26 protein-coding genes and 1 tRNA gene are annotated in these 23325 nt (G+C 72.2%); 5 read left to right on the top strand and 22 right to left on the bottom strand.

Annotated features, from left to right (window positions below):
* Positions 1-287: 287 nt before the first annotated feature.
* The 5 genes from WCD74_RS07815 to WCD74_RS07795 all read right to left on the bottom strand — a co-directional run bounded on the left by WCD74_RS07815 (position 288) and on the right by WCD74_RS07795 (position 7602).
* A complete protein-coding gene (locus WCD74_RS07815; protein ID WP_337694250.1) occupies positions 288-641 on the bottom strand; it encodes an immunity protein TriTu family protein in 354 nt (117 codons plus the stop codon).
* Complete coding sequence (locus tag WCD74_RS07810; protein ID WP_337694249.1) at positions 638-5002, bottom strand: TreTu family toxin; 4365 nt, start codon at positions 5000-5002, stop codon at positions 638-640. Before WCD74_RS07810 ends, WCD74_RS07815 begins: the two co-directional genes overlap by 4 nt.
* Positions 5003-5146: 144 nt before the next feature.
* Positions 5147-5566: an acyl-CoA thioesterase gene (locus tag WCD74_RS07805; protein WP_337694248.1), complete on the bottom strand. Its 420-nt coding sequence runs from the start codon at positions 5564-5566 to the stop codon at positions 5147-5149.
* Positions 5563-7296, bottom strand: coding sequence for an AMP-binding protein (locus WCD74_RS07800; protein WP_337694247.1), 1734 nt, complete (start codon positions 7294-7296; stop codon positions 5563-5565). Before WCD74_RS07800 ends, WCD74_RS07805 begins: the two co-directional genes overlap by 4 nt.
* 84 nt (positions 7297-7380) lie before the next feature.
* Entirely contained in the window at positions 7381-7602 is a 222-nt protein-coding gene (locus WCD74_RS07795; protein ID WP_179796856.1) for a DUF3618 domain-containing protein, read from the bottom strand.
* A gap of 177 nt (positions 7603-7779) precedes the next feature.
* Between WCD74_RS07795 and bcp the strand changes: the two genes are divergently transcribed.
* Entirely contained in the window at positions 7780-8253 is a 474-nt protein-coding gene (gene bcp / locus WCD74_RS07790; protein WP_337694246.1) for a thioredoxin-dependent thiol peroxidase, read from the top strand.
* On the opposite strand, the gene WCD74_RS07785 is transcribed toward bcp, so the two are convergent.
* The 6 genes from WCD74_RS07785 to rph all read right to left on the bottom strand — a co-directional run bounded on the left by WCD74_RS07785 (position 8254) and on the right by rph (position 11821).
* Positions 8254-8329: transfer RNA gene (locus tag WCD74_RS07785), tRNA-Leu, on the bottom strand. It abuts the gene before it with no gap.
* A 13-nt stretch (positions 8330-8342) separates the two neighbouring features.
* A complete protein-coding gene (locus tag WCD74_RS07780; protein WP_337694245.1) occupies positions 8343-9017 on the bottom strand; it encodes an HNH endonuclease signature motif containing protein in 675 nt (224 codons plus the stop codon).
* A gap of 52 nt (positions 9018-9069) precedes the next feature.
* On the bottom strand, positions 9070-9897 hold the full coding sequence (locus WCD74_RS07775) for an alpha/beta fold hydrolase (protein ID WP_337694244.1): 828 nt from the start codon (positions 9895-9897) through the stop codon (positions 9070-9072).
* Positions 9872-10480 (bottom strand): class I SAM-dependent methyltransferase, encoded by a 609-nt coding sequence (locus WCD74_RS07770; protein WP_337694243.1) that lies wholly within the window; start codon positions 10478-10480, stop codon positions 9872-9874. The genes WCD74_RS07775 and WCD74_RS07770 overlap by 26 nt, the downstream gene beginning before the upstream one ends.
* The gene (gene rdgB / locus WCD74_RS07765; RefSeq protein ID WP_337694242.1) at positions 10473-11081 is read right to left on the bottom strand and encodes an RdgB/HAM1 family non-canonical purine NTP pyrophosphatase; all 609 of its coding nucleotides are present in this window, start codon (positions 11079-11081) and stop codon (positions 10473-10475) included. Before rdgB ends, WCD74_RS07770 begins: the two co-directional genes overlap by 8 nt.
* Complete coding sequence (rph, locus tag WCD74_RS07760) at positions 11078-11821, bottom strand: ribonuclease PH (RefSeq protein WP_337694241.1); 744 nt, start codon at positions 11819-11821, stop codon at positions 11078-11080. Before rph ends, rdgB begins: the two co-directional genes overlap by 4 nt.
* A gap of 66 nt (positions 11822-11887) precedes the next feature.
* On the opposite strand from rph, the gene WCD74_RS07755 reads away from it, so the two are divergent.
* Positions 11888-13330 (top strand): MFS transporter, encoded by a 1443-nt coding sequence (locus tag WCD74_RS07755; protein ID WP_337694240.1) that lies wholly within the window; start codon positions 11888-11890, stop codon positions 13328-13330.
* A 98-nt stretch (positions 13331-13428) separates the two neighbouring features.
* Here WCD74_RS07755 and WCD74_RS07750 read toward each other — a convergent pair whose 3' ends face one another.
* The 7 genes from WCD74_RS07750 to clpS all read right to left on the bottom strand — a co-directional run bounded on the left by WCD74_RS07750 (position 13429) and on the right by clpS (position 17653).
* Positions 13429-14187, bottom strand: a complete 759-nt coding sequence (locus WCD74_RS07750; protein ID WP_337694239.1) for an MBL fold metallo-hydrolase — start codon at positions 14185-14187, stop codon at positions 13429-13431.
* 9 nt (positions 14188-14196) lie between these two features.
* Complete coding sequence (locus WCD74_RS07745) at positions 14197-14841, bottom strand: rhomboid family intramembrane serine protease (RefSeq protein WP_337694238.1); 645 nt, start codon at positions 14839-14841, stop codon at positions 14197-14199.
* Between the two features lie 31 nt (positions 14842-14872).
* Positions 14873-15823 (bottom strand): PLP-dependent cysteine synthase family protein, encoded by a 951-nt coding sequence (locus WCD74_RS07740; RefSeq protein WP_337694237.1) that lies wholly within the window; start codon positions 15821-15823, stop codon positions 14873-14875.
* Positions 15824-15876: 53 nt separating this feature from the next.
* Positions 15877-16152 (bottom strand): MoaD/ThiS family protein, encoded by a 276-nt coding sequence (locus tag WCD74_RS07735; RefSeq protein ID WP_286056863.1) that lies wholly within the window; start codon positions 16150-16152, stop codon positions 15877-15879.
* Between the two features lie 70 nt (positions 16153-16222).
* Positions 16223-16738, bottom strand: coding sequence for a M67 family metallopeptidase (locus WCD74_RS07730; RefSeq protein ID WP_337694236.1), 516 nt, complete (start codon positions 16736-16738; stop codon positions 16223-16225).
* Between the two features lie 12 nt (positions 16739-16750).
* Positions 16751-17323 (bottom strand): DUF2017 domain-containing protein, encoded by a 573-nt coding sequence (locus WCD74_RS07725; protein ID WP_337694235.1) that lies wholly within the window; start codon positions 17321-17323, stop codon positions 16751-16753.
* A 3-nt stretch (positions 17324-17326) separates the two neighbouring features.
* Positions 17327-17653 carry an ATP-dependent Clp protease adapter ClpS gene (gene clpS / locus WCD74_RS07720; RefSeq protein ID WP_373696040.1) on the bottom strand — a complete coding sequence of 109 codons (327 nt, stop codon included), beginning with the start codon at positions 17651-17653 and terminating at the stop codon, positions 17327-17329.
* An 86-nt stretch (positions 17654-17739) separates the two neighbouring features.
* Between clpS and WCD74_RS07715 the strand changes: the two genes are divergently transcribed.
* From WCD74_RS07715 to WCD74_RS07705, 3 genes are read left to right on the top strand one after another with little or no spacing between them, the layout of a single operon-like run.
* Positions 17740-19035, top strand: a complete 1296-nt coding sequence (locus WCD74_RS07715; RefSeq protein WP_337694234.1) for a nicotinate phosphoribosyltransferase — start codon at positions 17740-17742, stop codon at positions 19033-19035.
* A 4-nt stretch (positions 19036-19039) separates the two neighbouring features.
* Complete coding sequence (locus WCD74_RS07710) at positions 19040-19606, top strand: isochorismatase family protein (protein ID WP_337694233.1); 567 nt, start codon at positions 19040-19042, stop codon at positions 19604-19606.
* Complete coding sequence (locus WCD74_RS07705) at positions 19596-20282, top strand: phosphotransferase (RefSeq protein WP_337694232.1); 687 nt, start codon at positions 19596-19598, stop codon at positions 20280-20282. Before WCD74_RS07710 ends, WCD74_RS07705 begins: the two co-directional genes overlap by 11 nt.
* A gap of 7 nt (positions 20283-20289) precedes the next feature.
* On the opposite strand, the gene WCD74_RS07700 is transcribed toward WCD74_RS07705, so the two are convergent.
* Genes WCD74_RS07700 through WCD74_RS07685 form a run of 4 tightly spaced genes read right to left on the bottom strand, consistent with a single transcriptional unit; the run spans position 20290 to position 23320 of the window.
* Positions 20290-20898 (bottom strand): P-loop nucleotide/nucleoside kinase family protein, encoded by a 609-nt coding sequence (locus WCD74_RS07700; protein WP_337694231.1) that lies wholly within the window; start codon positions 20896-20898, stop codon positions 20290-20292.
* Positions 20895-22190 carry a DUF222 domain-containing protein gene (locus tag WCD74_RS07695; protein ID WP_337694230.1) on the bottom strand — a complete coding sequence of 432 codons (1296 nt, stop codon included), beginning with the start codon at positions 22188-22190 and terminating at the stop codon, positions 20895-20897. The genes WCD74_RS07700 and WCD74_RS07695 overlap by 4 nt, the downstream gene beginning before the upstream one ends.
* A 28-nt stretch (positions 22191-22218) precedes the next feature.
* Positions 22219-22860 (bottom strand): hypothetical protein, encoded by a 642-nt coding sequence (locus WCD74_RS07690; RefSeq protein ID WP_337694229.1) that lies wholly within the window; start codon positions 22858-22860, stop codon positions 22219-22221.
* Positions 22861-22873: 13 nt separating this feature from the next.
* Positions 22874-23320: a hypothetical protein gene (locus tag WCD74_RS07685; RefSeq protein ID WP_337694228.1), complete on the bottom strand. Its 447-nt coding sequence runs from the start codon at positions 23318-23320 to the stop codon at positions 22874-22876.
* Between the last annotated feature and the right edge of the window lie 5 nt (positions 23321-23325).

The raw sequence follows: 23325 nt of genomic DNA, 5'->3' as shown, positions 1-23325 counted from the left end.
TTCACAGCGACAAGATGGGCCAGCGCTCCGATTGCCCGCGACAAGACGCCCGACGGACGCTTGCGGGCGCACCGCTCCAGCAGCACAAGTTCCTCGGACACCCCGACATGACTCGGCGGAACAGCGAGAACGGGATCGCTGCACATGAAATTATTCAGGGCCACACGTCCTCGGGTACTGCTCCGACCGACGACCCTGCCGCGCAGTCGCTTGACACGTGTGGTGGGCCGACCGTCTTGCCGCGGCCTGCGTCTGCACGGTCGGCGCCTCGTCGACACCCACCTCCCTCAGAGCGGTAACCGATATGTCGTTTCTTCCGCGAGCACCGCGGACGTCACCGCATCGACGCTCTCCTGCAGCCCGAACAATGTCGTCGTCTCCCGAGTCTCCACCAGGATCTCGGTCTCTCCGTCGGCCTCGATGACACCCAACTCGGTTTCCCCGGTACTCCAGAGCAGCAGTTGACCCAGGCGGTCAGCGCCGTCGAGAGCGAGCGCGATCATCGGCTTCTCGACCGAATCGCTACTCCTGCTGACAGACGCCTCGACTCCTCTCTCGTGCAACTCCGGCCGGTACTGCTCACACCAACGTGCCAGCGCCTGGGAGAGGATGGGATATTCAGCGGGTTCGTCGATCTTCATGGTCGCACCCTGGTCGCTATCCATTCGATGTTCGACGCGGTCGGCATCTCGAGCGGCAACCCGTTCCGCGCGGCAGCCCTTCCATACATCGAGTTGGGACCCGGGATCAACTTCCAATCCTTTTGCCCACCTTGCTTGAGAGACGTGTTGCCGGGGACGTCGAATTCTACGTAACGCGTGCCCGGCTTGGCCTGAGCCATGTAAGACTCGGGGCTTGGAGGTTGCGCGACGTAGGTCCCGTGACCACCAGACCCGTTCTGCACGCGCCCAGTATCGACCATGGCCTGGTGTTCCTCGGCGCCCATCCAACGGCCGACGCGAATGTTCTCGCCGCCGGTCCCGGGTCCGCCCGGTGTTGTGCTCTGGCCGGCGCTGGGGCCCGATGGCGACGCGGACGAGCCGCTTCCTCCACCACCCGGCGACGGCGGCTGCGGACCGCAGGGATTCAGGCCCAGCGGGTCCGTCCACGTGTGCGGGTTGTGCACGTAGGCCGCCGGGTTGGGAGCCGGGGCCAGGCCGAGGGGGTCCTGGGACAGGTATCGGGCGGTGTCCGGGTCGTAGTACCGGTGCAGGTTGTAGGCGAGGCCCGTCTCGGCGTCGAGGTACTGGCCGGGGAAGAGCAGGGGCGTCGAGACACCGCTCCACGTCGTCCGGCCCCACAACGACCGACGTGCCTGGCCCGCCACCGACCCGTCGTCGGACAGGAGTTCCGTCGGCGCCCCGACCAGATCGGTGACGATCGCGAAGAACGCCTCGTCGATCTCCGCCTGGCCGGCGGCCCGTCGTCGCACCCGCTGCGAGACCGGGTGCAGTCCCCGGTGGTCCCAGGTCGTCGAGGAGACACCGGCCGGGGTGTGCCGGACCTCCTCGACCAGCGTCGACCCGTCCCACGTGAAGTCGACCTGCTCGGACGGGCCGATCTTCGAGACCCGCCGCCCGAACGCGTCGTAGACGTAGCGCCACCGCGCACCGTCCGGCGTCGTCACCCCGACCAGCTGGTCGAGCGCGTCCCACTCGTAGCGCCACACGTCCGGGCGGTGGCCCAACCGACGGCGGACGCGCTGGACCAACCGGCCCTCGGCGTCGTGGGCATAGCTGACCCGGCCGGCGCGCTCCACCACCGTCCCGCGGAACGCGCGCGCACCGCTCACCTCCGGGTCGGCCCCCGGCCAGGCGGCACCGGTCGTGTTCCCGAGGGGGTCGTAGGCGTACTGCTCGGTCCAGCCGTCGGCACGGACGCCGGTCACCCGGCCCCGGAGGTCCAGCTCGAACTCCCGGGCGCCGATACCCGTCAACGCCCCGTCGGCGCGGTAGCGGTACTCGCGCTCCGACCCGCCGACCCGCTGGCCGACCAGCCGGCCGTCGGCCCACTCCTGCTCGACGACGGCCGACCCCACCCGACGACGGGTCTCGCGCCCCGCGACGTCGTGGTCGAACCCGATCTCGACGCCCGCCAGCAGCGCCCGCACGGTCGAGTCCGGCCCGTACGACCACCGCGACGCCTGCCCGCTCGGCGTCACCCGCTCGACCCGGCGGCCGAGCAGGTCGTACGAGGAGGTCACGCTCCGGCCGTTCGTCGCCTCGTCGACCACCCGCCCCACCGCGTCCCGGGTCAGCACCACGTCGACCTCGGGCGTCGTCGCCCGGATGATGCGACCGACCGGGTCGTGATCGTAGGTCGTCAGCGAGCCGCGGGCCCGTCGCTCGGTGACCAGACCGAGCTCGCTGAACGCGTACGTGACGGTCTCGCCCAGCGCGTCGGTCCGCGCCCGGACCTGCCCGGCCGCGTCGACGTCGTACGTCCGACGGCGCCCGTCGAAGTCGGTCTCGGCGACCAGTCGGCCGGCGGCGTCGTACTCGTAGGACCAGCGCGAACCGTCCGGCGCGAGCACCCCGACCAACCGCATCTCGGAGTCCCACGCCTGCTCGAACCGCGACCCGTCCGGCTCGACCCGCGCCGCGACGAGGTCGAAGTGCGTGTGCTCGAACCGGGTCACGGCGCCGGTCGGCGACGTGATCGACGTCAGGTTGCCCTCGCCGTCGTACAGCCGCCGCTCCACCCCGCCGTCGGGCGCCGTCCTCGTCGCGAGGCGCCCCTCGAGCGTCCAGGTGTACTGCGTGACGAGACCTGTCGGGTCGGTCTCGGCCACGACCCGACCGAACGCGTCCCGCTCCCACCGAGTCACCGCGCCCACCGGGTCGACGACGGCCACCGGCAGCCCGGCCGCGTCGTTCTCCACGCGCGTCGTCGCGCCGAGCGCGTCCACCACGGCGACGAGACCCACCGCGTCGTACTCGTAGCGGGTGCGGGCGCCGAGCGGATCGGTGGTCGCGACCCGCCGCCCCGACGCGTCGTAGGAGTGCTCCCAGACGGCGCCGTCCGCGTCGCGCACCCGCACCGGCCGCCCGGCGTCGCCGTGCTCCTCGACGATCTCCGACCCGTCCGGCCGCACGACCCGGTCCAGCACACCGAGCGCGTCGTGGCCGTACCGGGTGGTCCGGCCGAGCTCGTCGGTCTCCGCGACCACCCGCCGCGCGGCGTACTCGCTGTGCCGCTCGTGTCCCAGCGGGTCGATGCTGCGGACGACCCGGCCCTCGTCGTCGTGCACGTAGCGCGTGGTGTGGCCGAGCGAGTCGGTGCACGCGACGACTGCGCCGTCGTAGTGGAACGTGCAGCTCATCGTGTCGCCGGAGCCGACCTGGCGGACGATCCGGTCCTCGTCGTCGTACTCGTGCCGGAACCAGGTCCCGATGCGGTCGGCCCAGCCGGTGACCCGTCCGCGCTCGTCGTAGCCGAAGCGCGTCGGCGGCCCGGAGGAGTTGACGACCGCCGTCATGTTCCCGGCCTCGTAGCCGAACCGGACGATCGCGCGGTCGGTGCCGTCGGGCCCGGCGCCGACGAGGTCGTACCCGACGATCCGGTCGCGCTCGCTCAGGACCTTCACCCGGTAGCCACCGGAATGGACGACCTCGAGCGGCGTCCCGTCCACCAACCGGTCGACGTCGTACCGGTGCCCCCGCTCGACGACCGCGACGAGCCAGCGCTGGTCCCCGGCCGCGCCGAAGTGCCAGCTCCGGTCCCCGTTCCTGACGACGGGTCCGGTCCCGTCGAGCACCCAGCGCGGGTCCTCGCGGGACGCGCCACCTGCCGTCGGGAAGTGCAGGGCCATGCCGTCGACGCGGGCGAGGACGACCTCGTCGGTGGTGACGACGAGGTGCTGGTCGAGGGTCGAGGTCCAGGTCGGGCCGAAGAAGCGCCCGGAGCGGTACGACGACCGATGGAACCGCTCGAGGACGAGCGGGAGAGCACCGGGCAGGGCGACGTCGACGGCCGGCAGCAGGAGGTGCCCGGTGCCCATGTCGACGGGTTCACGGCGGACAACTGCGTCGACGGGCGCGGTCGACGTCGTCGCGGCCGCGTTGATGAGTGTCGAGGCCGCGGGTGTCGGAGCGGTACGGACGGCGGCTGCCGCGTCCGGCGCGAGTCGCGAGGCGTCGGTGATGGCCTCGCCGGCGCGCAGACCGGCCTTGAGTCCGGTCGCACCCCACCCGACGAACGGGATCATCGCCGCCGCGGAGAGCCCGGCGTTGAGGTAGTCGCCCTCGGCGGTGTACCAGGCCGCGTTCGCCCCGTCGGCGATCTCCCCGACCCCCGGGATCAGACCCGCGACGTCCAACGCCGAATGCCCGAGATCGGACCAGGAGAAGCCCGCCTCCTCCTCCGGAGCCACCGGCGCCGCCGCCGCCGCGAACTGCGGCGGAGTCCCGAGTGGAGCACCGGGAGCGCCCGCCACCGCTCCCGGTACTCCACCGGCCGCGCCGCCAACCGGCGCCGTCATCCCCGCCAACTGACCCTGCGCGCCCGCCACCTGCGACGCCGCCGCCTGGTTGGCCTGCTGCTCACGGGCGGTGGCCTGCTCCATCAACGCCCGACCCTCGGCGATCCTCGCGTTCGCCGCGTTGATCGCCCCGTTCGCCGCGTTCATCGCCGCGTCCGCCTGCTGACCCGCCGGCGCCGGAGCCGCCGCCAACGTCGCCACCCGGGCGGACGCCGTCGCCAACTCCGCCTCGCCCTGGCGCACCATCTCCTCGCCGCGGGCGAACATCTCCTGCGCCGCCCGCAACTCCGCGCCGTACGCCGTCAGCGCCTGGCCCACCAGCCGCGACACGTCCGCCCCGATGCCCGCCCGCGCCCCGATCTCCCCGATCTGCCCGGTCGCCGCCGACGCCGCCCCACCGCTCCACGCGCTGCCCAGACTCCCGCCCGCCGCCCGGATGCCCTCCCCGGCACTGGTGAACTGCTCGGCCATCGACGTCAACTGCGACGCCCCGGCCTCCACCGCCCCCGGATCCCCCGGCATCGGCACCCCGGACCACCCCCTTCGCGCCAAGACGCTAGGGAAGCCGCCGATCGCGTGGGTGCCGTTTCGGGAAAGTCGCTCGTCTCGCAGCTCGTGGAGTCCGGGCCGAACCGTGTCCGAGGGACCCGGTTCGGCCACCACCCTTCACGCCCGAGCCGCCGCCAACCCCTCGACCAGCCGCGGAGGCACCGGCACCTTCGTGAACGCCGACGCGTCGACGCAGACGTGCACCAGCTGCACCGTCACAGCGTCCGACCAACCCTCGTCGGACCGCGACCGCCGGCGTACCGACACCCGCGACGTCAGCGACGTCGTCCCGACCTTCTCGTTCTCGACGACGAGCTCCACGAGATCGCCCCAGTGCACCGAGGACCCGTAGTCCAGCGACGCGTGGACGATCTGGATGTCGACGCCGTCGGCGATCATCTCCGGGTAGGGATAGCCGACCGACGCCTGGAAGGCCGTGAACGCCTCGTCGCACCAGGTCAGGTAGTGCCCGAAGAACACCACGCCCTGCTGGTCGATCTCGGAGTAGCGCGGCACCACCGGGAACGCGAAGGTCACGACCGCAGCCCGAGCGCCTCGTCCGAGAACTCGCCGTCGGGAGCCGCCGTGGACCCCGGGGGACGCAGCTCGTTCTCCCGGCCGCGCAGCTCGACCCGGCGGATCTTCCCGGAGATCGTCTTCGGCAGCTCCGCGAACTCCAGCCGGCGCACCCGCTTGTAGGCGGGGAGGTGCTCGCGGCAGTACTCGAGGATCGACCGCGCGGTCGACTCGTCCGGGGAGAACCCGCGCGCCAGCACCACGTAGGCCTTCGGGACGGCGAGGCGGAGCGGGTCGGGCGAGGGCACGACCGCCGCCTCGGCCACCGCGTCGTGCTCGATCAGCACACTTTCCAGCTCGAACGGCGAGATGCGGTAGTCCGACGCCTTGAACACGTCGTCGGAGCGCCCGACGTAGGTGATGTAGCCGTCGGAGTCACGCGCCCCGACGTCACCGGTGTGGTAGTAGCCGCCGCGCATGACCTCGGCGTTGCGCTCGTCGTCGTCGGCGTACCCGACCATCAGACCCACGGGACGACGGGACAGGTCGACGCAGATCTCGCCCTCCTCGCCGACCTCCCCCGACACCGGGTCCACCAGCGCGATCTCGAACCCCGGCAGCGGGCGGCCCATCGAGCCGTCCTTCACCGGCTGCCCCGGGGTGTTCGCGATCTGCAGCGACGACTCCGTCTGCCCGAACCCGTCGCGGATCGTCAGGCCCCACGCCTCGCGCACCTGCTCGATGACCTCGGCGTTCAGCGGCTCGCCGGCGCCGACCAGCTCGCGCATCGGCACCTTCCACGCCTTCAGGTCGGCCTGGATGAGCATCCGCCACACCGTCGGAGGCGCGCAGAAGGTGCTCACGCCGTGGTCGACGAGCGTCTTCAGCATCGTGTCGGCGTCGAAGCGCGTGTAGTTGTAGATGAAGATCGTGGCCTCGGCGCACCACGGCGCGAAGACGTTCGACCACGCGTGCTTCGCCCACCCGGGCGAGGCCACGTTGCAGTGGACGTCGCCCGGCTGCAGGCCGATCCAGTACATCGTCGAGAGGTGTCCCACCGGGTAGGACACGTGCGTGTGCTGCACGAGCTTCGGCTTCGACGTGGTGCCCGAGGTGAAGTAGAGGAGCAGCGTGTCGTCGGAGCGGGTCGGGCCGTCCGGCTCGAACTCCGCCGACTCCGAGGACGCCGACGCGAAGTCCAGCCAGCCCTCCGGGACGGCGGGGCCGACGGCGATTTTCGTGTAGTCGCCCGGCACGTCGGCGAACTTGTCGACGTCGGCGTCGCGGACCACCACGTGGCCGGCGGCGCCGCGGTCGATGCGGTCACGCAGGTCGGCCGCGCCCAGCATCGGGGTCGAGGGGATCAGCACGACGCCGAGCTTCATCGCGGCGAGGATCGTGTCCCAGAGCTCGACCTGGTTGGCGAGCATCAGGATCAGCTTGTCGCCGCGACGCACACCCAGGGAACGGAGCCAGTTGGCCGTGCGGTTGGAGCGCTCGGTCATCGTCGCGAACGAGTACTTCGCCTCGGACCCGTCCTGCTCGACGATCCACAGCGCGGCGCGGTCCGCCGACGCCGGGTCGCGCCCGATCGCGTCGAAGTGCTCCAGGGCCCAGTTGAACTCCTCGAGCTGCGGCCAGGCGAAGTCGCGGCGGGCGGCGTCGTAGTCGGTCTGCCGCTCGACGAGCAGGTCACGCGCGGCGCGGAAGGCCTGCGCGGCGGGAGTCAGTTGCGACGACGACGTCGGCACGGCGGGAACCTCCGGGAACGACAACGGGCGGGCGCTGCGAGGTTCCTATCACCTCGCGGCACCCGCCCACAGCCGTACGACCGGCTACTTGAACAGCTTGCGCAGCACCAGCAGCCCGATCAGCGTGCCCGCCGCGATCACGGCGTACTTGATCTTCGGGTCGGCCCACTTCTCGGCGGCCATCTCCTTGCCCTGGTCGGCGAGACGCTGCGGGTTGGCCCGCTCGGAGAGCTCGTCCAGCGCCCCGGCGAGCGCCTCACGAGCCTGCTCGATCTCCCGCTCGATGGTGTCCGGGTCGCGTGCCACTCGAGCCTCCTCGTCCTTCTCGGTCCGTGCTCTTCGGCACTCGGTTGCCGCACATCGTGGCGGCATGGTGTCGCGGCCGCGCGGCGAGTCCGGGGAGGACGCGCCGCACGGTCGACCATCACATCCGAGCGGTTCCGTGTCCCCGTCGCTCCGCTCGCCCGGCTATCGTGCCCTGCCGTGGCTGCCGATAACCGTCTGACCCCCGGTGACGTCGCACCGGACTTCTCGCTGACGTCCGACACGGGCGAGACGGTGTCCCTCGCGGACTACCACGGGCGCCGCGTCGTCGTCTACTTCTACCCGGCCGCGAACACCCCGGGCTGCACCAAGGAGGCGTGCGACTTCACCGAGAACCTGGCGACGTTCGACGACGCCGGGATCGACGTCGTGGGCATCTCCCCCGACAAGCCGGAGAAGCTCGCCAAGTTCCGCGCCGACCAGGGCCTGACGTTCCCGCTGCTCTCGGACGTCGACAAGACGGTCATGCCGGCCTGGGGCGCCTGGGGCGAGAAGACGATGTACGGCCGCACCTCGACCGGCGTCATCCGCTCGACCTTCGTCGTCGACGCCGAGGGCAAGATCGAGGTCGCCCAGTACGGCGTCAAGGCCACCGGGCACGTCGGCCGGTTGCTGCGCGATCTGAAGCTGTAGTGGTGCCGGCGATGGGATTCGAACCCACACTGTCCCGGGTCTAAGCCGAGTCTCTCTGCCGTTGGAGTACGCCGGCGCTGCCGCTTGGACTACCCAGACCTCGAGCGCCGCCTGTGGCACCACGTATCCGTCTGGGAGTGGCAGTTGCCGCACAGGATACGGAGGTTCTCCAACCGGTTGTCGGTGTGGTCGCCGTTGATGTGGTCGAGCTGCAGTGGGAGCGGCTTGCCCTGCCACTCCGACAGCCCGCAGAGTTCGCAGCGCGGCTCCTTCAGACCCTCGCGGATCAACCGCTGACGCAGCTTTCCAGAACCTACGAGGGACCCCTTCACGAGGATCTCGTCGAGCGAGCGCTTCCGACGATCCGAGAAGTCTCGGCCCCTCGACCAGCTCTGGCCGGTGAAGTGCGAGGTGTCGAGTCCCAGGGCCCTGATCCGGCCAGCCATCCATCGGTGGTAGCCGCCGTTCGGCTGCCGGCCGACCGCCTTGATCACCTGCGCCAAGCTTGTCGAACGGGCAACGAGGTCGCGGATCTCGTCGTCGGAGCATGTGTCCGCCCTCGACGCTCGGACCCTGCCGTTGACGACCGTCGTCAAGTGCGCCCGCGGTAGACCGAGCCGGTCGATGTGCCTGAGCATCGCGTCGTACCGACCGGGCTTCAGCCCCAACCGGTGGTGGATCTCGGCGAGCGTGGAACTGGCGGCGACAGCAGCCCTGAGCTGCTCGTCGGTCCAGGAGCGTTGGCGTGGCATGGTGTTGATCATACTCGAACACGTGTTCGAACAACAGCCGACCCACTCAACAGCCGTCACCCCTTCAGAGGTACGACCGCACCGCCTCCGCCATCTCCGCCGCCGCCTCGACCGGCGTGAAGTGCCCGACGTCGTCGAGCACCCGCACGTCGGCCCGCGGCAGCAGGTCCGTCACGGCGCCGGCGAACGCCACCGGGAAGATCGGGTCCTGCGCGCCCCACAGGACGGTCGCCGGGACGTCGACCGGCGGCGGGAACTCCGTGACACCGCGCAGTGCCAACGCCGAGTAGAGCGACGACGACCCGGACCGGTACCAGTTCATCGACGCCGTGAACGCCCCCGGCCGCGAGTAGTCCTCGACCAGCGACTCGTCGACCAACGCGTCCGGCCGCGCGCCCCAGTGCGACCAGAAGTGCTCCAGATAGGTCCGGACGGCAGCCGGGTTCCCGTCGATCAGGCGAGCGGCCAGCTCCAGCTGGTGGAAGTCCTGGTACCAGAACTCCGGGCGGTACTCGTCGGAGAGCACCGCCTCCACCGTCACCGACGGCGCCAGGGTGTTGCCCAGGACCAACGCACGGACAGGCACCTCCCGGGCGAGCGCGACCGCCGTCGTGATCCCGACGTCGTACCCCACCACGACCGCCGGCTCCGAGAACGACGACTCCAGCACCTCGACCAGCGCGGCCACGAGGTGCGCGCGATCGAAGTCCGACGCCGGACGCAGCTCGTCGCCCGGGGTGAACGACCGACCGAACCCCGGCAGGTGCGGCACCACGACGTCCGCCACGTCCACCAGCAGCGGCGTCAGCAGCCGGTAGTCCGACACCCCGCCCGGCCACCCGTGCAGGCACAGCACCGGGGCACCGCTACCGCTCCGCTCCACCGTCAGCACGCACGACCTCCAGGACGCGGAACCCCGCGTTCGACGACAGCCTCGACACCCTGTACCCCTGATCGCCCAGCCACCGACCCAGCGAGTCCGATCCGAGGTTCTTCGCGACGACGAGGTAGGAGGGTCCGTCGACGCGCGGCAGCCACTGCAGCAGCAGGTCGTGCAACGCGGCCTTGCCGCTGCGGATCGGCGGGTTCGACCAGAGCCCCGCGAAGCGGACGTCGTCGGGGACCTCGTCCGGACGGCAGGCGCGCACGTTGGCCAGGCCGGCCGCGCGTGCGTTCTGCTCGACCAGGGACAGCGCCCGCGTGTTCACGTCCACCGCCCAGACCGTCGAGCGGCGCCGGATCGTCGCGAGCCACAACGAGATCGGGCCCCAGCCGCATCCCAGGTCGAGCAGGTCGCCGCCCCGCTCCGGCTCGGGGGCCTGCTCGAGCAGCACCCGCGTGCCCTTGTCGAGCCGGCCGCGGGCGAACACGCCCGAGTCGGTGGTGACGTCCAGCGACAGGCCCCGGACGTCGAGGCGGGCCGGTTCCGGCGACGAGGGAGTCGTCGGCTCCTCGGCGAAGTACTGCTCAGCCATCGAGGAGCGCACGCAACTCGGGCACCAACGCCCGGAACGCGCGCGCCCGGTGCGACACCGCGTCCTTCTCCTCCGGCGCCATCTCCGCCGACGTCCGCGACTCGCCCTCGGGGACGAACGCCGGGTCGTAGCCGAAGCCGTTGAGGCCCCGCGGCGACCGGATGAGCCGGCCCGGCCACCGCTCCGTCACGACCGCCTCCCGCCCGTCCGGGTGCGCGGCGGCCGCCGCGCAGACGAACGCCGCGCCACGCCGCTCCTCGGGCACGTCGGCCATCTGGTCGAGCACCAGCGCGAGGTTCTTCGCGTCCTTGTCGCGCCGCTCCCCGCTCGACCCGGACCACCGTGCCGACAGCACGCCCGGCATCCCGTTCAGCGCGTCCACCGCGAGCCCCGAGTCGTCGGCGACGGCGAGCATGCCGGTCGCCGCGCACGCGTCCCGCGCCTTGGCCAGGGAGTTCTCGGCGAACGTCGCACCGGTCTCGGGGGCCTCGGGGAACTCCGGGACCTCGTCGAGACCGACCACCTCGACACCGAGGCCGGACACGATCCGGCGCAGCTCCGCGAGCTTCGCGTCGTTCCGCGTGGCGAGGAGGACCTTCACGGCAGCTCCCCCGGGTACGGCTCGGCGAGCGCCGCGGTCTGGATCTCGGTGAGCCTCGCGATCCCGGCGAGGGCCGAGTCGAGCATGGCGTCGAGGGTCGCGCGGGTGTACGTCGCGCCCTCGCCCGTGCCCTGGACCTCCACGAGGGTGCCCGCGTCGGTGGCGACGACGTTCATGTCGACCTCCGCCCGGCTGTCCTCCTCGTAGGGGAGGTCGAGGCGCACGCGCCCGTCGACCACCCCCACCGACACGGCCGCGATCGAGCACGACAGCGGGTTCGGGTCGGCGAGCTTCTTCTTCGCGCCGAGCCACGTCACGGCATCGGCGAGCGCGACGTAGGCGCCCGTGATCGCCGCCGTGCGGGTCCCGCCGTCGGCCTGCAGCACGTCGCAGTCGAGCTGGATGGTGTTCTCGCCCAGGGCCTTGAGGTCAATCGCCGCGCGCAGCGACCGGCCGACGAGCCGGCTGATCTCGTGCGTGCGCCCGCCGACGCGGCCCTTCACCGACTCGCGGTCGGACCGGGTGTGCGTCGCCGAGGGCAGCATCGCGTACTCGGCGGTGAGCCAGCCGAGGCCGGAGTCGCGCCGCCAGCGCGGGACACCCTCGGTCACGCTCGCCGCGCACAGCACGCGGGTGTTGCCGAAGGACACCAGCACCGACCCGGCCGGGTGCTGCTGGAACCCCCGGCGGATCTCGATGGGGCGGAGTTCGTCGTCGGACCTGCCGTCACTGCGTGCCACGGTCGCCCACCCTAGGAGGCGCCGTCCCGGCAGGACGCTGTCGGACCCCTTGGTTAGCGTGAACACGTGCCCCGGGACCGTCTCGTTCTGCTCGTCGCCTGCCTGGCCCAGTTCATGGTCGTGCTCGACGTGTCGATCGTGAACGTGGCCCTGCCGGCGATGCGCGAGGCGCTCGGCTTCTCGGCCACGGGGCTGCAGTGGGTCGTCAGCGCCTACACGCTCGCCTTCGCGGGCTTCCTGCTGCTCGGCGGCCGGGCGGCGGATCTCTTCGGCCGACGGCGGATGTTCCTCGTCGGGCTCGCGCTGTTCGGCGCGGCGTCCCTGGTCGGCGGGCTGGCCGACTCCCCCGGCCTCGTCCTCGCCGCCCGCGCCGCCCAGGGGCTCGGCGGCGCGGTCCTCTCCCCCGCGACCCTGACGATCCTCACCACCACCTTCGCCGAGGGCGCGGCGCGGTCCCGGGCGTTGGGGGCGTGGGCGGCGATCGGCGGGGTCGGCGGCGCCGTCGGCGGCATCGCGGGCGGCCTGCTCGTGCACTTCCTCACGTGGCGGTGGATCTTCCTGGTCAACGTCCCCGTGGTGGTCCTGACGGCGGTCCTGGCCCGGATCGCGGTCTCCGAGACCCGGGCGGACGACCGGCCGCGGCTCGACACCGGCGGGGCGCTGCTCGTCACCGGCGGGCTGGTCGCGTTCGTGCACGGCGTGGTGTCCAGTGAGTCCGCCGGCTGGTCCGCCCCGCTCACGTGGGGCAGCTTCGTCGTCGCCGCGGTCCTGCTGTCCGCGTTCGTCCTGCTCGAGACCCGCCTCGCGTCGCCCCTGGTCCCGCTCGGCATCTTCCGCATCCGCTCGGTCAGCGTCGCCAACGGCACCATGGCGCTGGTGTCCTCGGCGATGTTCGCCATGTGGTACTTCGTGTCGATCCACATGCAGGGCGTGCTCGGGTTCGACGCCCTCACGGCCGGCCTGGCGTTCCTGCCGCAGTCCGTCGCGATCGTGCTCGGGTCGCAGTTCTCGTCCCGCATGCTGGCCCGGGTCGGCGCCCGTCCGCTGCTGTCCACCGGGGCGTTCCTGACGGCGGCCGGCTTCGCCTGGTTCGCGCTGCTGACGCCCACCTCGTCCTGGGTGGGCGGGGTGCTCGGGCCCGGCGTGGCCGTCGGGCTCGGCATGGGGGTGGCGCTCACCCCGCTCGCGGGCGCGGCGACGTCGGGGGTCGACCGCACTCTGGCCGGGCTCGCCTCGGGGCTGCTGAACACCTCGCGTCAGGTCGGCGGGGCCATCGGGCTCGCCGTCCTCACCACGCTCGCCACCGCCCGGGCCGCCGCTCTCACCGCCGACGGGGCGAGCGCCGCCGCGGCGTCGACGGCCGGCACCACGCGGGCGTTCGCCGTCGCGGCCGTGGTGGTCGCGGTGGCCGGCTGCGTGTCGCTGCTGCTGCCGCGCACGGACCGGGCGTCGGCGGGCACCCCGGCCGGAGCGGTCGACGAACCGATCGACGGCGCTCCGGCTCGCTGACCGGACGGTCCCGGCACACCCGCCTGATCGAGCGTGGCGACCTGCTGACACTGGACGTCAGCGGTGGGCCACGGCTGACACCCGGGCCCGGCACGGCTCTAGATCGTGTAGTGCCCGTCCGGGCGCACGAGCTCGGCCGGCCCGTCGTACTGCGTGCGGGCCTCGGCGAGGAGGTCCTCGCCGTCGTACCAGGCCGGGACGTGGGTGATCAGGAGCCGCCCGACGCCCGCCTGGCGGGCGACCTCACCGGCCTGCTTGCCCGAGAGGTGCACCCCCGGCGGCCGGTCCGGCGAGTCGGTCCACGTGGCCTCGCACAGCAGCACGTCCGCACTCCGGGCGAGCTCGACCAGGCTCTCGCACGGGCCGGTGTCGCCGGAGTAGACGAGCGTGCGGCCCTCGTGCTCGAGCCGCACCCCGTACGCCTCGCAGGGATGGTCGACGGGCGCGCTGGACAGGGCGAGGTCGCCCACGCCGGCGGGGCCGTCCGCGAACACGTGGTAGTCGAAGACGTCGGTGAGGTCGGTCGCCACCCGCTCGTCCGACGACGGCGCGTAGGCCACCGCCAGCCGCACCTCGGACTCGCTGGGCCCGTGCAGCGGCATGACCTTGCCGGGACCGTCCGGGTGGTAGCGACGGTGCACGATCAGCCCGGAGACGTCCGCGCAGTGGTCCGGGTGCAGGTGGGAGAGCACGACCGCATCGAGGTCGAAGGGGTCCATGTGGCGCTGCAGGGTCCCGAACGTCCCGTTGCCCAGGTCCATCGCGATCGTCGTCGACCGCGTGCGCACGAGGTAGCCGGACGCGGGTGAGGTGGGACCGGCTCCGCTGCCCGAGCACCCCAGGACGATCAGTTCCACGCGCGCACCCTACGGCCCGATCGGGTAGGGCGACACTCCGTCGGACGGACGGCCCCCGCGGGACGTCCTGCGGTCCGCGGACGCCACCAGCCGCGCGGCGAGGACGCCGGCCAGCGCCCCGAACAGGTGCGCCTGCCACGAGACGCCGGGCGTGCCGGGCAGGACGCCCCAGAGCACCCCGCCGTAGGCCAGGAAGAGGACGACGGCCAGCACGATCTGCCGCCCGGACCGCGCGAAGAAGCCGCGGAACAGCAGGAACGCGAGCCACCCGAAGATCACGCCCGACGCCCCGACGGTGATGCCGAACCCGGTCAGCCAGGTCAGGAACCCGCCGAGCAGCCACACCAGCGCCGTCACCGCGATGAACTGGCCGAGGCCGCCGGCGAGCACCAGGAACCCGAGCACGAGGAAGGGGATCGAGTTCGCGATCAGGTGCGCCCACCCGGCGTGCAGCAGGGGCGACCAGAGGATGCCGTCGAGCCCGTCGACCTGCCGGGGCACGATGCCGTCGTAATCGAGGGATCCGCCGAGGACGAACTGGTCGACGCCCTCGATCACCCACAGCAGGGCGAGGAACGCGACCATGCCGACGGCAGCCCGCATCGGGTGCGCCGGGAGGATCCGGGGCTTCGCAGGGACCGCGGGGCTGCTCACCCCACCGACGATAGCGACGGAACCTGAGAAATCAGGCCCAGAGCTGGCCCTCGAGCCCCTCCGCGGCCTCCTCCAGCGTTCCCGAGTAGGCGCCGGTCGACAGGTACTTCCACCCGCCGTCGCACACGATCATGACGATGTCGGCCTCGTCGTCGCTGCCGGCGGCCTTCTCGGCCTGGGCGAGCGCGGCGTGCAGGATGCCGCCGGTCGAGATCCCGGCGAAGATGCCCTCCTGCTCCACGAGCTGGCGGGTGCGGCGCAGCGCGTCCTGGGCGCCGACCGAGTACCGGCCGGTGAGGACGTCGGGGTCGTAGAGCTCCGGGACGAAGCCCTCGTCCATGTTGCGCAGGCCGTAGACCAGCTCGCCGTAGCGTGGCTCGGCGGCGATGATCTGGCAGTCCGGCTTGTGCTCGCGCAGGTAGCGGCCGGTGCCGACCAGCGTGCCCGTCGTGCCGAGGCCGGCGACGAAGTGGGTGATCGTCGGGACGTCGCGCAGGATCTCCGGACCGGTCCCCTCGTAGTGGGAGAGCGGGTTCGCCGGGTTGCCGTACTGGTAGAGCATGACCCAGTCCGGGTGCTGCGCCGCGATCTCCTTCGCGGTCGCCACGGCCTGGTTCGAGCCGCCCGCGGCCGGCGAGAAGATGATGCGCGCGCCGTACATCTCCAGCAGCTGACGGCGCTCGGCGGAGGTGTTCTCCGGCATCACGCAGACCAGCTCGTAGCCCTTGAGCTTCGCGGCCATGGCCAGCGAGATGCCGGTGTTGCCCGACGTCGGCTCCAGGATGGTGCACCCCGGCGTCAGGAGGCCCTCCTCCTCGGCCTTCGTGATCATCCGCAGGGCGGGTCGGTCCTTGATCGAGCCGGTCGGGTTGCGGTCCTCGAGCTTGGCCCACAGCCGGACGTGCGGCGCCGGCGAGAACGACGGCAGCCCCACCACGGGGGTGTCGCCCAGGGCGTGGATCAGCGAGTCGTACCGCGCCATCGGTCCTCCAGAGAAGATGGCCCCCGGGCTGTCCGGGCCCGGGGGTCGGGGCCTCAGCGCCCGCCCGCCACCGCGGGGAGGATCGTCACGGTGCCGTTGTCCGGCACCTGCGCGTCGAGGCCGCCGGCGAAGCGGACGTCCTCGTCGTTGACGTAGACGTTGACGAAGCGGTGCAGCGCGCCGTCGGTGACCAGCCGGTCCTTGATGCCCGGGTGGTTGGCCTCGAGGTCGGTGATGACCTCCTGCAACGTCGATCCCTCGGCCTTGACCTGCTTCTCCCCACCGGTGTGGGTGCGCAGGATCGTCGGGATCGAGACGGTGGCGGACACGGCTTTCCTCCAGGAGACGGGGGTGATCGGTCAGGCACAGCGTCGCATGACGCCGGGTTGTTCCGGGGCGTCAGGAACGGTCCGGCACGTCACCCGCGCCGGTGTGCGAGAACATGTAGTTCTCGACGACCTGCACCTCGTCCTCGACGACCTCGCCCGCGTCGTCCAGCAGGAACGACCGGAGGTCGGGCTCGGCGTCGGGGCCGGTCAGCGCGACGATCGCGAAGTGGACGCCGGGCTGCAGGCCCATGTACTCGATGTCCTTGACCGAGGGGTAGGCCTCGGGCAGACCGGTGTCGGTGAGCGCGCGCCGCGGGACCCGCGTGTGCGAGTGGAAGACCACGACGGTCTCCTCGTCGCGCTCGCTCGCCTCCTTATAGACGGTGAACTGCTCGCGGGAGTCGAAGCGGTAGTCACTGCCCTGGGCGTCGGCGTCGTCCGCGTTGGTCATCGGGACGTAGCGCTCGGGCCGGTCGGACTCCTCCGGGCCGAGCAGCTGGCCGCACGCCTCGCGCGGGAAGTCTCGGCGCGCGTGCTCGACCATCTGTTCGACGAGGTCGGCCCGGATCACCAGCACGGCGTCCATCGTACGTGGGGCTCAGACCAGGAGCACGGTCAACAGGGAGTCCTGCAACCAGGTCAACCAGTGGTAGACGGGCAGGTGGTCGGTGCGCGGATCGTCCGGCGGGAGCTGGTCGGGCATGTCCTCGGTGATCTCCAGCGCGGTGCCGAGCGCGAGCCGGACGTCGTTGACCGCGGTGAGCCACGCCTCCGCCTCGGGCACGGTGAGCTCCACCCGCCCGCCGCCGGACGGGCAGGTCGCGAGCAGCGTCCCGATGGCCTGGCGCTTGGCCGCGATCAGCTCCGGCTCGTGCACCGAGCGCATCGCCGCCGACAGCGCGACGCCGTCCGCGCCCGCCCCGCCCTCGGCGTCGGCGCGGTGGAACTCGGGCAGCAGCCGGGCGAGCACCGGGTCGTCCGGGGCCGTCGCGGGGCCGGTGCGGATGCCGGTCAGCTCGGCGAGCTCGTCGCGCGGGGTGGCGTCGTCGCGGCCGGTGAGCATGTCGTCGACCTGCCCGACCAGGCCGCGCAGCACGGACGCCTCCGCGGGGTCGAGGACCGCGACGTAGCGGGCCCGCTCACCCCGCCCGTGTCGTTTCCAGGCTCGCACGGGCTACGACGAGCGCTGCATCGTCGCCCACAGGCCGGCCGCGTGCAGCTTCGCGACGTCGCCCTCGACCTTCTCCCGGCTGCCCGACGACACCGTCGCCCGGCCCTTCTGGTGCACGTCCATCATCAGCGCGGTGGCCTTCTGCTTGTCGTAGCCGAAGAGCTTCTGGAAGACGTAGGTCACGTAGGACATCAGGTTGACCGGGTCGTTCCAGACGATCGTCTGCCACGGGGTGTCCGCGCCGACGAGCTCGTCGGGCAGCTCCTCCACCGTGGGCGCCGGCTCCACGGGCGCCGAGAGGGCAGGGAGACGCTGGGGCAGGGGGAGCACGCCGATAGGGGAGCTCGACCCGATGACGCAGCGCATGTCCCCATCGTCTCAGCTCCCCGCGAGTGCCTGCACCCTAGGCTGGCCGGATGACGAGCGGTACGGCGCTGATGACCGACCAGTACGAGCTCACGATGCTCGACGCGGCCCTGGCCGACGGCACGGCCGACCGCCGGTGCACGTTCGAGGTGTTCGCCCGGTCCCTGCCGCACGGGCGCCGGTACGGGGTGGTCGCCGGCATCCCGCGGGTGCTCGAGGCGCTCGGTCGGTTCCGGTTCGGCGACGAGGAGATCGCGGCCCTGCGCGCCACCGGGGCGCTCTCGCAGCGGGTGCTTGACCACCTCGCGGACCTGCACTTCGCCGGTGACGTGGTCGGCTATCCCGAGGGCGAGCTGTACTTCCCGGGCTCGCCGATCCTCTCGGTGACGGGCACGTTCGCCGAGTGCGTCCTGCTCGAGACGCTCGTGCTCTCGATCCTCAACCACGACTGCGCGATCGCCTCCGCCGCGGCCCGCATGACGACGGCGGCGGCCGGGCGGCGCCTGATCGAGATGGGGTCGCGCCGCACGCACGAGGAGGCGGCCGTCGCGGCGGCCCGCGCGGCCTACCTGGCGGGCTTCGCCGCCACGTCGAACCTGGAGGCGGCGGCGCGCCACGGCGTCCCCTCGACCGGGACCAGTGCCCACGCCTTCACGCTGCTGCACGACTCCGAGGAGGAGGCGTTCCGCGCCCAGGTGGCCGCGCTCGGCGTCGGGACGACCCTGCTGGTCGACACCTACGACATCACCGAGGGCATCGAGACCGCGGTGCGCGTCGCCGGCCCGGAGCTCGGCGCGGTGCGGATCGACTCCGGCGACCTCGGCGTGATGGCGCAGCGCGCCCGGGCGCAGCTGGACTCGCTCGGCGCGACCGGCACGCGGGTGGTGCTCTCCGGGGACCTCGACGAGCACGCCATCGCGGGTCTGCGCGCCGAGCCGGTGGACGCCTACGGCGTGGGGACCTCGGTCGTCACCGGGTCGGGCGCACCGACCGCGGGCATGGTCTACAAGCTCGTCGAGGTCGAGGGCCGCCCGGTCGCCAAGCGCTCGTCGTCGAAGGAGTCGCGGGGCGGCGTTAAGTCCGCGGTGCGCCGGCACAAGCCGACCGGCACCGCGGTCGAGGAGGTCGTGCACCAGCACCACGTCCCGGTCGAGGTCGGCGAGCACGACCGCGTGGTCCCGGTCGACCTGGTCAAGGCCGGCGAGCCGGTGGCCGGGCTGCCCTCGCTCGACCAGGCCCGCGAGCACCTGCGGCGCAACCTCGTCGCGATCCCGTGGGAGGGGCTGAAGCTCTCCCGCGGGGAGCCCGCGATCCCGACGACGTTCCTGCTGGACTCGCTAGGGTGACGGGATGGCCCGCGCGCTGATCGTGGTGGACGTGCAGCTCGACTTCTGCGAGGGCGGGTCCATGGGGGTCGACGGCGGGGCGGCGACGGCCGGGGCGATCACCCGGTTCCTGGCCGCCGAGCACGGCCGGTACGCCCACGTCGTCGCGAGCCGGGACTACCACGAGGACCCGGGCGACCACTTCTCCGAGACCCCCGACTTCGTCGACAGCTGGCCGGTGCACTGCCGGGTCGGTGAGGCGGGGGCGGCCTTCCACCCCGAGCTCGACGTGTCGCGGATCGAGGAGATCTTCTCCAAGGGCCGGTACACCGCGGCGTACTCGGCGTTCGAGGGGACCTCGGTCTCCGGCGAGCGCCTCGTCGACTGGCTGCGCAACCGCGACGTCGACCTCGTCGAGGTGGTCGGCATCGCCACGGACCACTGCGTGCGTGCGACCGCCCTGGACGCCGCCGCCGAGGGCTTCTCGACGACGGTGCTGCTCGACCTGACGGCGGGCGTCGCGCCGGCGACGACGGAAACCGCGTGCAGCACGATGCGCGAGGCGGGCATCGTGCTCGCCCGTGCGTCCTGACTCTCCCGTCGAGGTCCCCGACGAGGTCGCCCGGTTCGCCGCCGGGCGGCCACTCGAGTGCGTGTGGCGCAACGAGCTCGGGGGGCTGACGTTCGCCGTCAGGTCGTCGGACTACGTGAAGTGGTCGCCGCCCGGCGTCGTGGACCTCGGCCCCGAGGTCGAACGCCTCGCCTGGGCGGCGCGCCACGTCGTCGTCCCCAGGGTCCTGACGACGGGTCCGAACTGGTTCGCGACGGCCGCCCTGCCCGGGCGCAGTGCGGTCGATCCGCGGTGGCTGGCCGAGCCGGCGACGGCGGTACGGGCGCTCGGCCGTGGCCTGCGCCTGCTGCACGACGCGCTGCCGGTGGACGGGTGCCCTTTTCCTGGTCGGCGAGGGAGCGGATCGCGCGCCCGGGGACCGGTCGACGACCCGCCGCCGGTCGACCGCGCGGTGGTGTGTCACGGGGACGCCTGCGCGCCCAACACCCTCCTCGCCGACGACGGGGCGGTGGTCGGTCACGTGGACCTGGGGGCCCTCGGGGTCGCCGACCGCTGGGCCGACCTGGCCGTCGCGACGTGGAGCACGCAGCGGAACTACGGCCCGGACTGGGAGGAACCACTGCTCGATGCGTACGGCGTGGCCCCGGACCCCGAGCGCACGGCCTACTACCGGCGGCTCTGGGATCTTGCCGACTGACGGACCCTCACGACTTGCCCCGGACTGCCGTCAGGACGACCTCGGCGGCCTCGTCGGGGGTGATGGAGAACGTGTCGACGACCGTGCGGTCGCGCTCCCACGGCTCGTACCGTCGTTCGAGGATGTCGTCCCAGGTCGGGCGAATCAGTCCCACCACGTCGATGGCCCGTTGCTCGGCCCGGCGTCGGTGCTCGTCCGGGTCGGAGCAGAGCACCTCGACCTCCAGCACACGGGCGCCCGCCGCGCGGCCCACGGACCGCCACGCGTCCCGGCTCTCCCGCAGCGGGTTCACCGAGTCGGCCACCACCGGCACGCCGAGACGCAGCTGATCGGCCGCGACGTCGTAGGCGATCTCGTACCCGGGCGGCGACGCCCACCCGTTGGTCGCCGCCGCGGTGCCCTCCGCTCGACCCACCGCGACCTCGATCGTGTCGACCCGCACGTGAGCGGCTCGCAGTGACCGCGCCACCTCCTTCGCGATCGTCGATTTCCCGGACGCGGGCAAACCGGCGAACGAGATCAACAGCGGCGTCGGCACGGGCGGAGGAGCGGCCACCCGAACGACGCTATCGACGAACCTCGCACCTCGGGCCGGCTCGGAAGGGTGTCGCGTCATGGTCCGTCGCGGCTGGTGTAGGTGTGGCCGGTGGGGGTGGTGGTCCGGACTTCGTGGGGGTGCTCGCCGAGGCCGTCGTCGATGAGGTCGGTGGACCAGCCGGGGAGTTCTTTGATCTGGTTGCCGCGCACACAGGTCCGGCGGCCGTTGCCGAGGCTGGTCGGCCCGCCGGCGGTCTTGCCGCGGATGTGGTCGGTGTGTCTCGCGGGGGCGCCGCAGTAAGGGTCGCGGCAGCGGCCGTGGTCGCGGTAGTGGATCAGGGTGGCCAGGAACCCGTCGAACAACCGGCGGGTGGGGTCGCCGCCGACGAGGCGTCCGGAGCGGGGGTGGCTGAACAGCCGCCGCCACCACTTCTTTCCCTGGGTGGTGTTGAGCAGGTCCGCGACGATCCCACTGGGTAGCGGCCCATACCCGACGACCTCCCCGGTCTTCTCGCTGTCCGGGTCGGTGAGGGCGTCGAGGGGCAGCACGATCCCGACCTCGACGGTGACGTCCTCGGCGAAGGTCTGCCCGGTGACCCGCTCGACCAGGGTGTCGGCCACGATCTGATCCCGCGTGCGCCCGTCGGCGTCGCCACCGGCGATCAACGTGTCGGCGTGGCGGCGTAGCGCGGTGATGCAGGCGACGCCCTGCTCGACCGGCAGCAGCCCGGAGAGCACGCTCATGGTGTCCGGGGCGGGGCGCAGCGTGACCCGCCGCTGTTTGCGGGCGGTCCGCCCGCGGTCGGTGAACCCGGCCGGGTCCGCCTCGTACGCGAGCCGCTTGATGGTTGCCTCGGCCTGGAATCGGCTCTGCGCCTCGATCCCCGCCTCGGTGACCTGCTGGTCGACGTGTCGGCGCAGTTCGGGGTCGAGGTGGCTGGTCCAGGACACCACCAGCTCCGCGACCCGCTCCGACACCCGACCCGCCACCAACAACGCCCGCGTGCACGGCAGGTCGTCGGCCAGCGCCTGCGCGACCCCCAACCGCCGAGAGCCCACTGTCGGGGAGACGTGGCAGGCCAGGGCGATCTGGTCGGCGATGCCCTTGCCGAGGTCGCGGGGGTCGAGTTCGTGGGCGGCGACCAGGTCGGCCTGGGCCTCCACGTGGGCTTTGGCGAAGGCGACCATCTCGGTGTGCTGAGCGGCCGCGAGCGCGGCCCGGGCCTGCTCCAACAGCGCGATCCGGTCGATCCGCGCCGTGTCGGTGATCCCGCACGCCGGGTCGGTGGAAAGGTCGGCGAGTTCGGAGAGGCGGGTGAGCAGCGCGGTCAGCTCGTCGCTGACCGCGTCCCCACCACCGTCCGAACTCATGTTCGAAGGATAGCGCGACCCCCGACAGTCACGCGCCGTTCAGCTCGAGCACCTCCAGGGTGTAGCGGTCGACGCGGTGATCCCACGTCCTTGCAGTGACGTCCACGATCACGGCCAGCTGGAGGTCGACGGTGAACTCGACCTCCAGCACCTCGTGACCCGCCATCCCCTGGTACGCCTCGGGTTGGCGCAGGGACACGGTGCCCCGCAGGCGCGGGCGGGCCTCGTCGTCCTCGTCGAGGAGGAGATCGTCGAGCAGGCCCAGGAGTCGGTGCGGCAGCACGAGCTCCTCCGCCCAGTGGCCCGCGTAGTAGGGCCAGTCCGCGTTCGGGGCACGGAGGTTTTCCACGTCCATCTCGAGCGGTGCGTGGCCCGGGTACCCGACGACGACGTCGTCGCCGGTCCGCCGATAGTCCCCGCCACGCGAGGTCGTCACGTGCCAGTGGTCGCAGTCGTGCAGGACGATCTCGCACTCGTCGTGATTCTGTCCGCCGCGAGGCGGGCCGTCGTCGCGGAACGGCGAGAAACGCCTCGGCACCGCGGAGGATGGCGGGCCCTGCGAGGTCACGTAGTCGGCGGTCGCCCGGAAGCGCCCACGTGGGGCGACGACGGCGCTGCGCAGCAGACGACCGAGCAGCTCCACACGCGGAGTGCGACCCGTCTCGCTCACGTCGTCTCCGATCTCACGGTCGCCCACACAGGATCTCCTGATCGTTCTCCTCGTACGCCGACGCCGAGTAGGTGCCCTGGGGGAACGTCACCGTCCCGAAGACCTCGGTCCGGTACCGGTACAGGGACCCTGCCTCGCAGTCGGCCACGACGGTTTCACGATGGTCCTGCGCGAAGACGGCCGGTCCCTTCGTCGTCGTCGCGGGTTGCTCCGCGACCAGTTCCCAGCCCCAGAAGCGTTCGCGATAGGTCCTGCCCGACACCGTGTTCGCGACGACCGGCAGGGTGCGACAGAAGCTCTCGATGCGCGTGTGTATCTGCTCGGAGGCGCGGCTGTAGTGGGGGCGGTTGACGCGCACCCCGCAGTCCTCGGCCGCTGCGAGCGCCGGAGCGGCCACCGCGGGTGTGGCGCTCGCCAGCAGCGCGCCGACGGTGGTCAGCAGCACGAGTAGTCGTCGCACGGTGA

Origin of the sequence: Actinomycetospora aurantiaca (genome assembly GCF_037401875.1) — a bacterium.
GTDB classification, from domain to species: Bacteria; Actinomycetota; Actinomycetes; order Mycobacteriales; family Pseudonocardiaceae; genus Actinomycetospora; species Actinomycetospora aurantiaca.
Note: the sequence above shows the minus strand (reverse complement) of the source record. Positions and strands in the feature narration are given on the sequence as shown.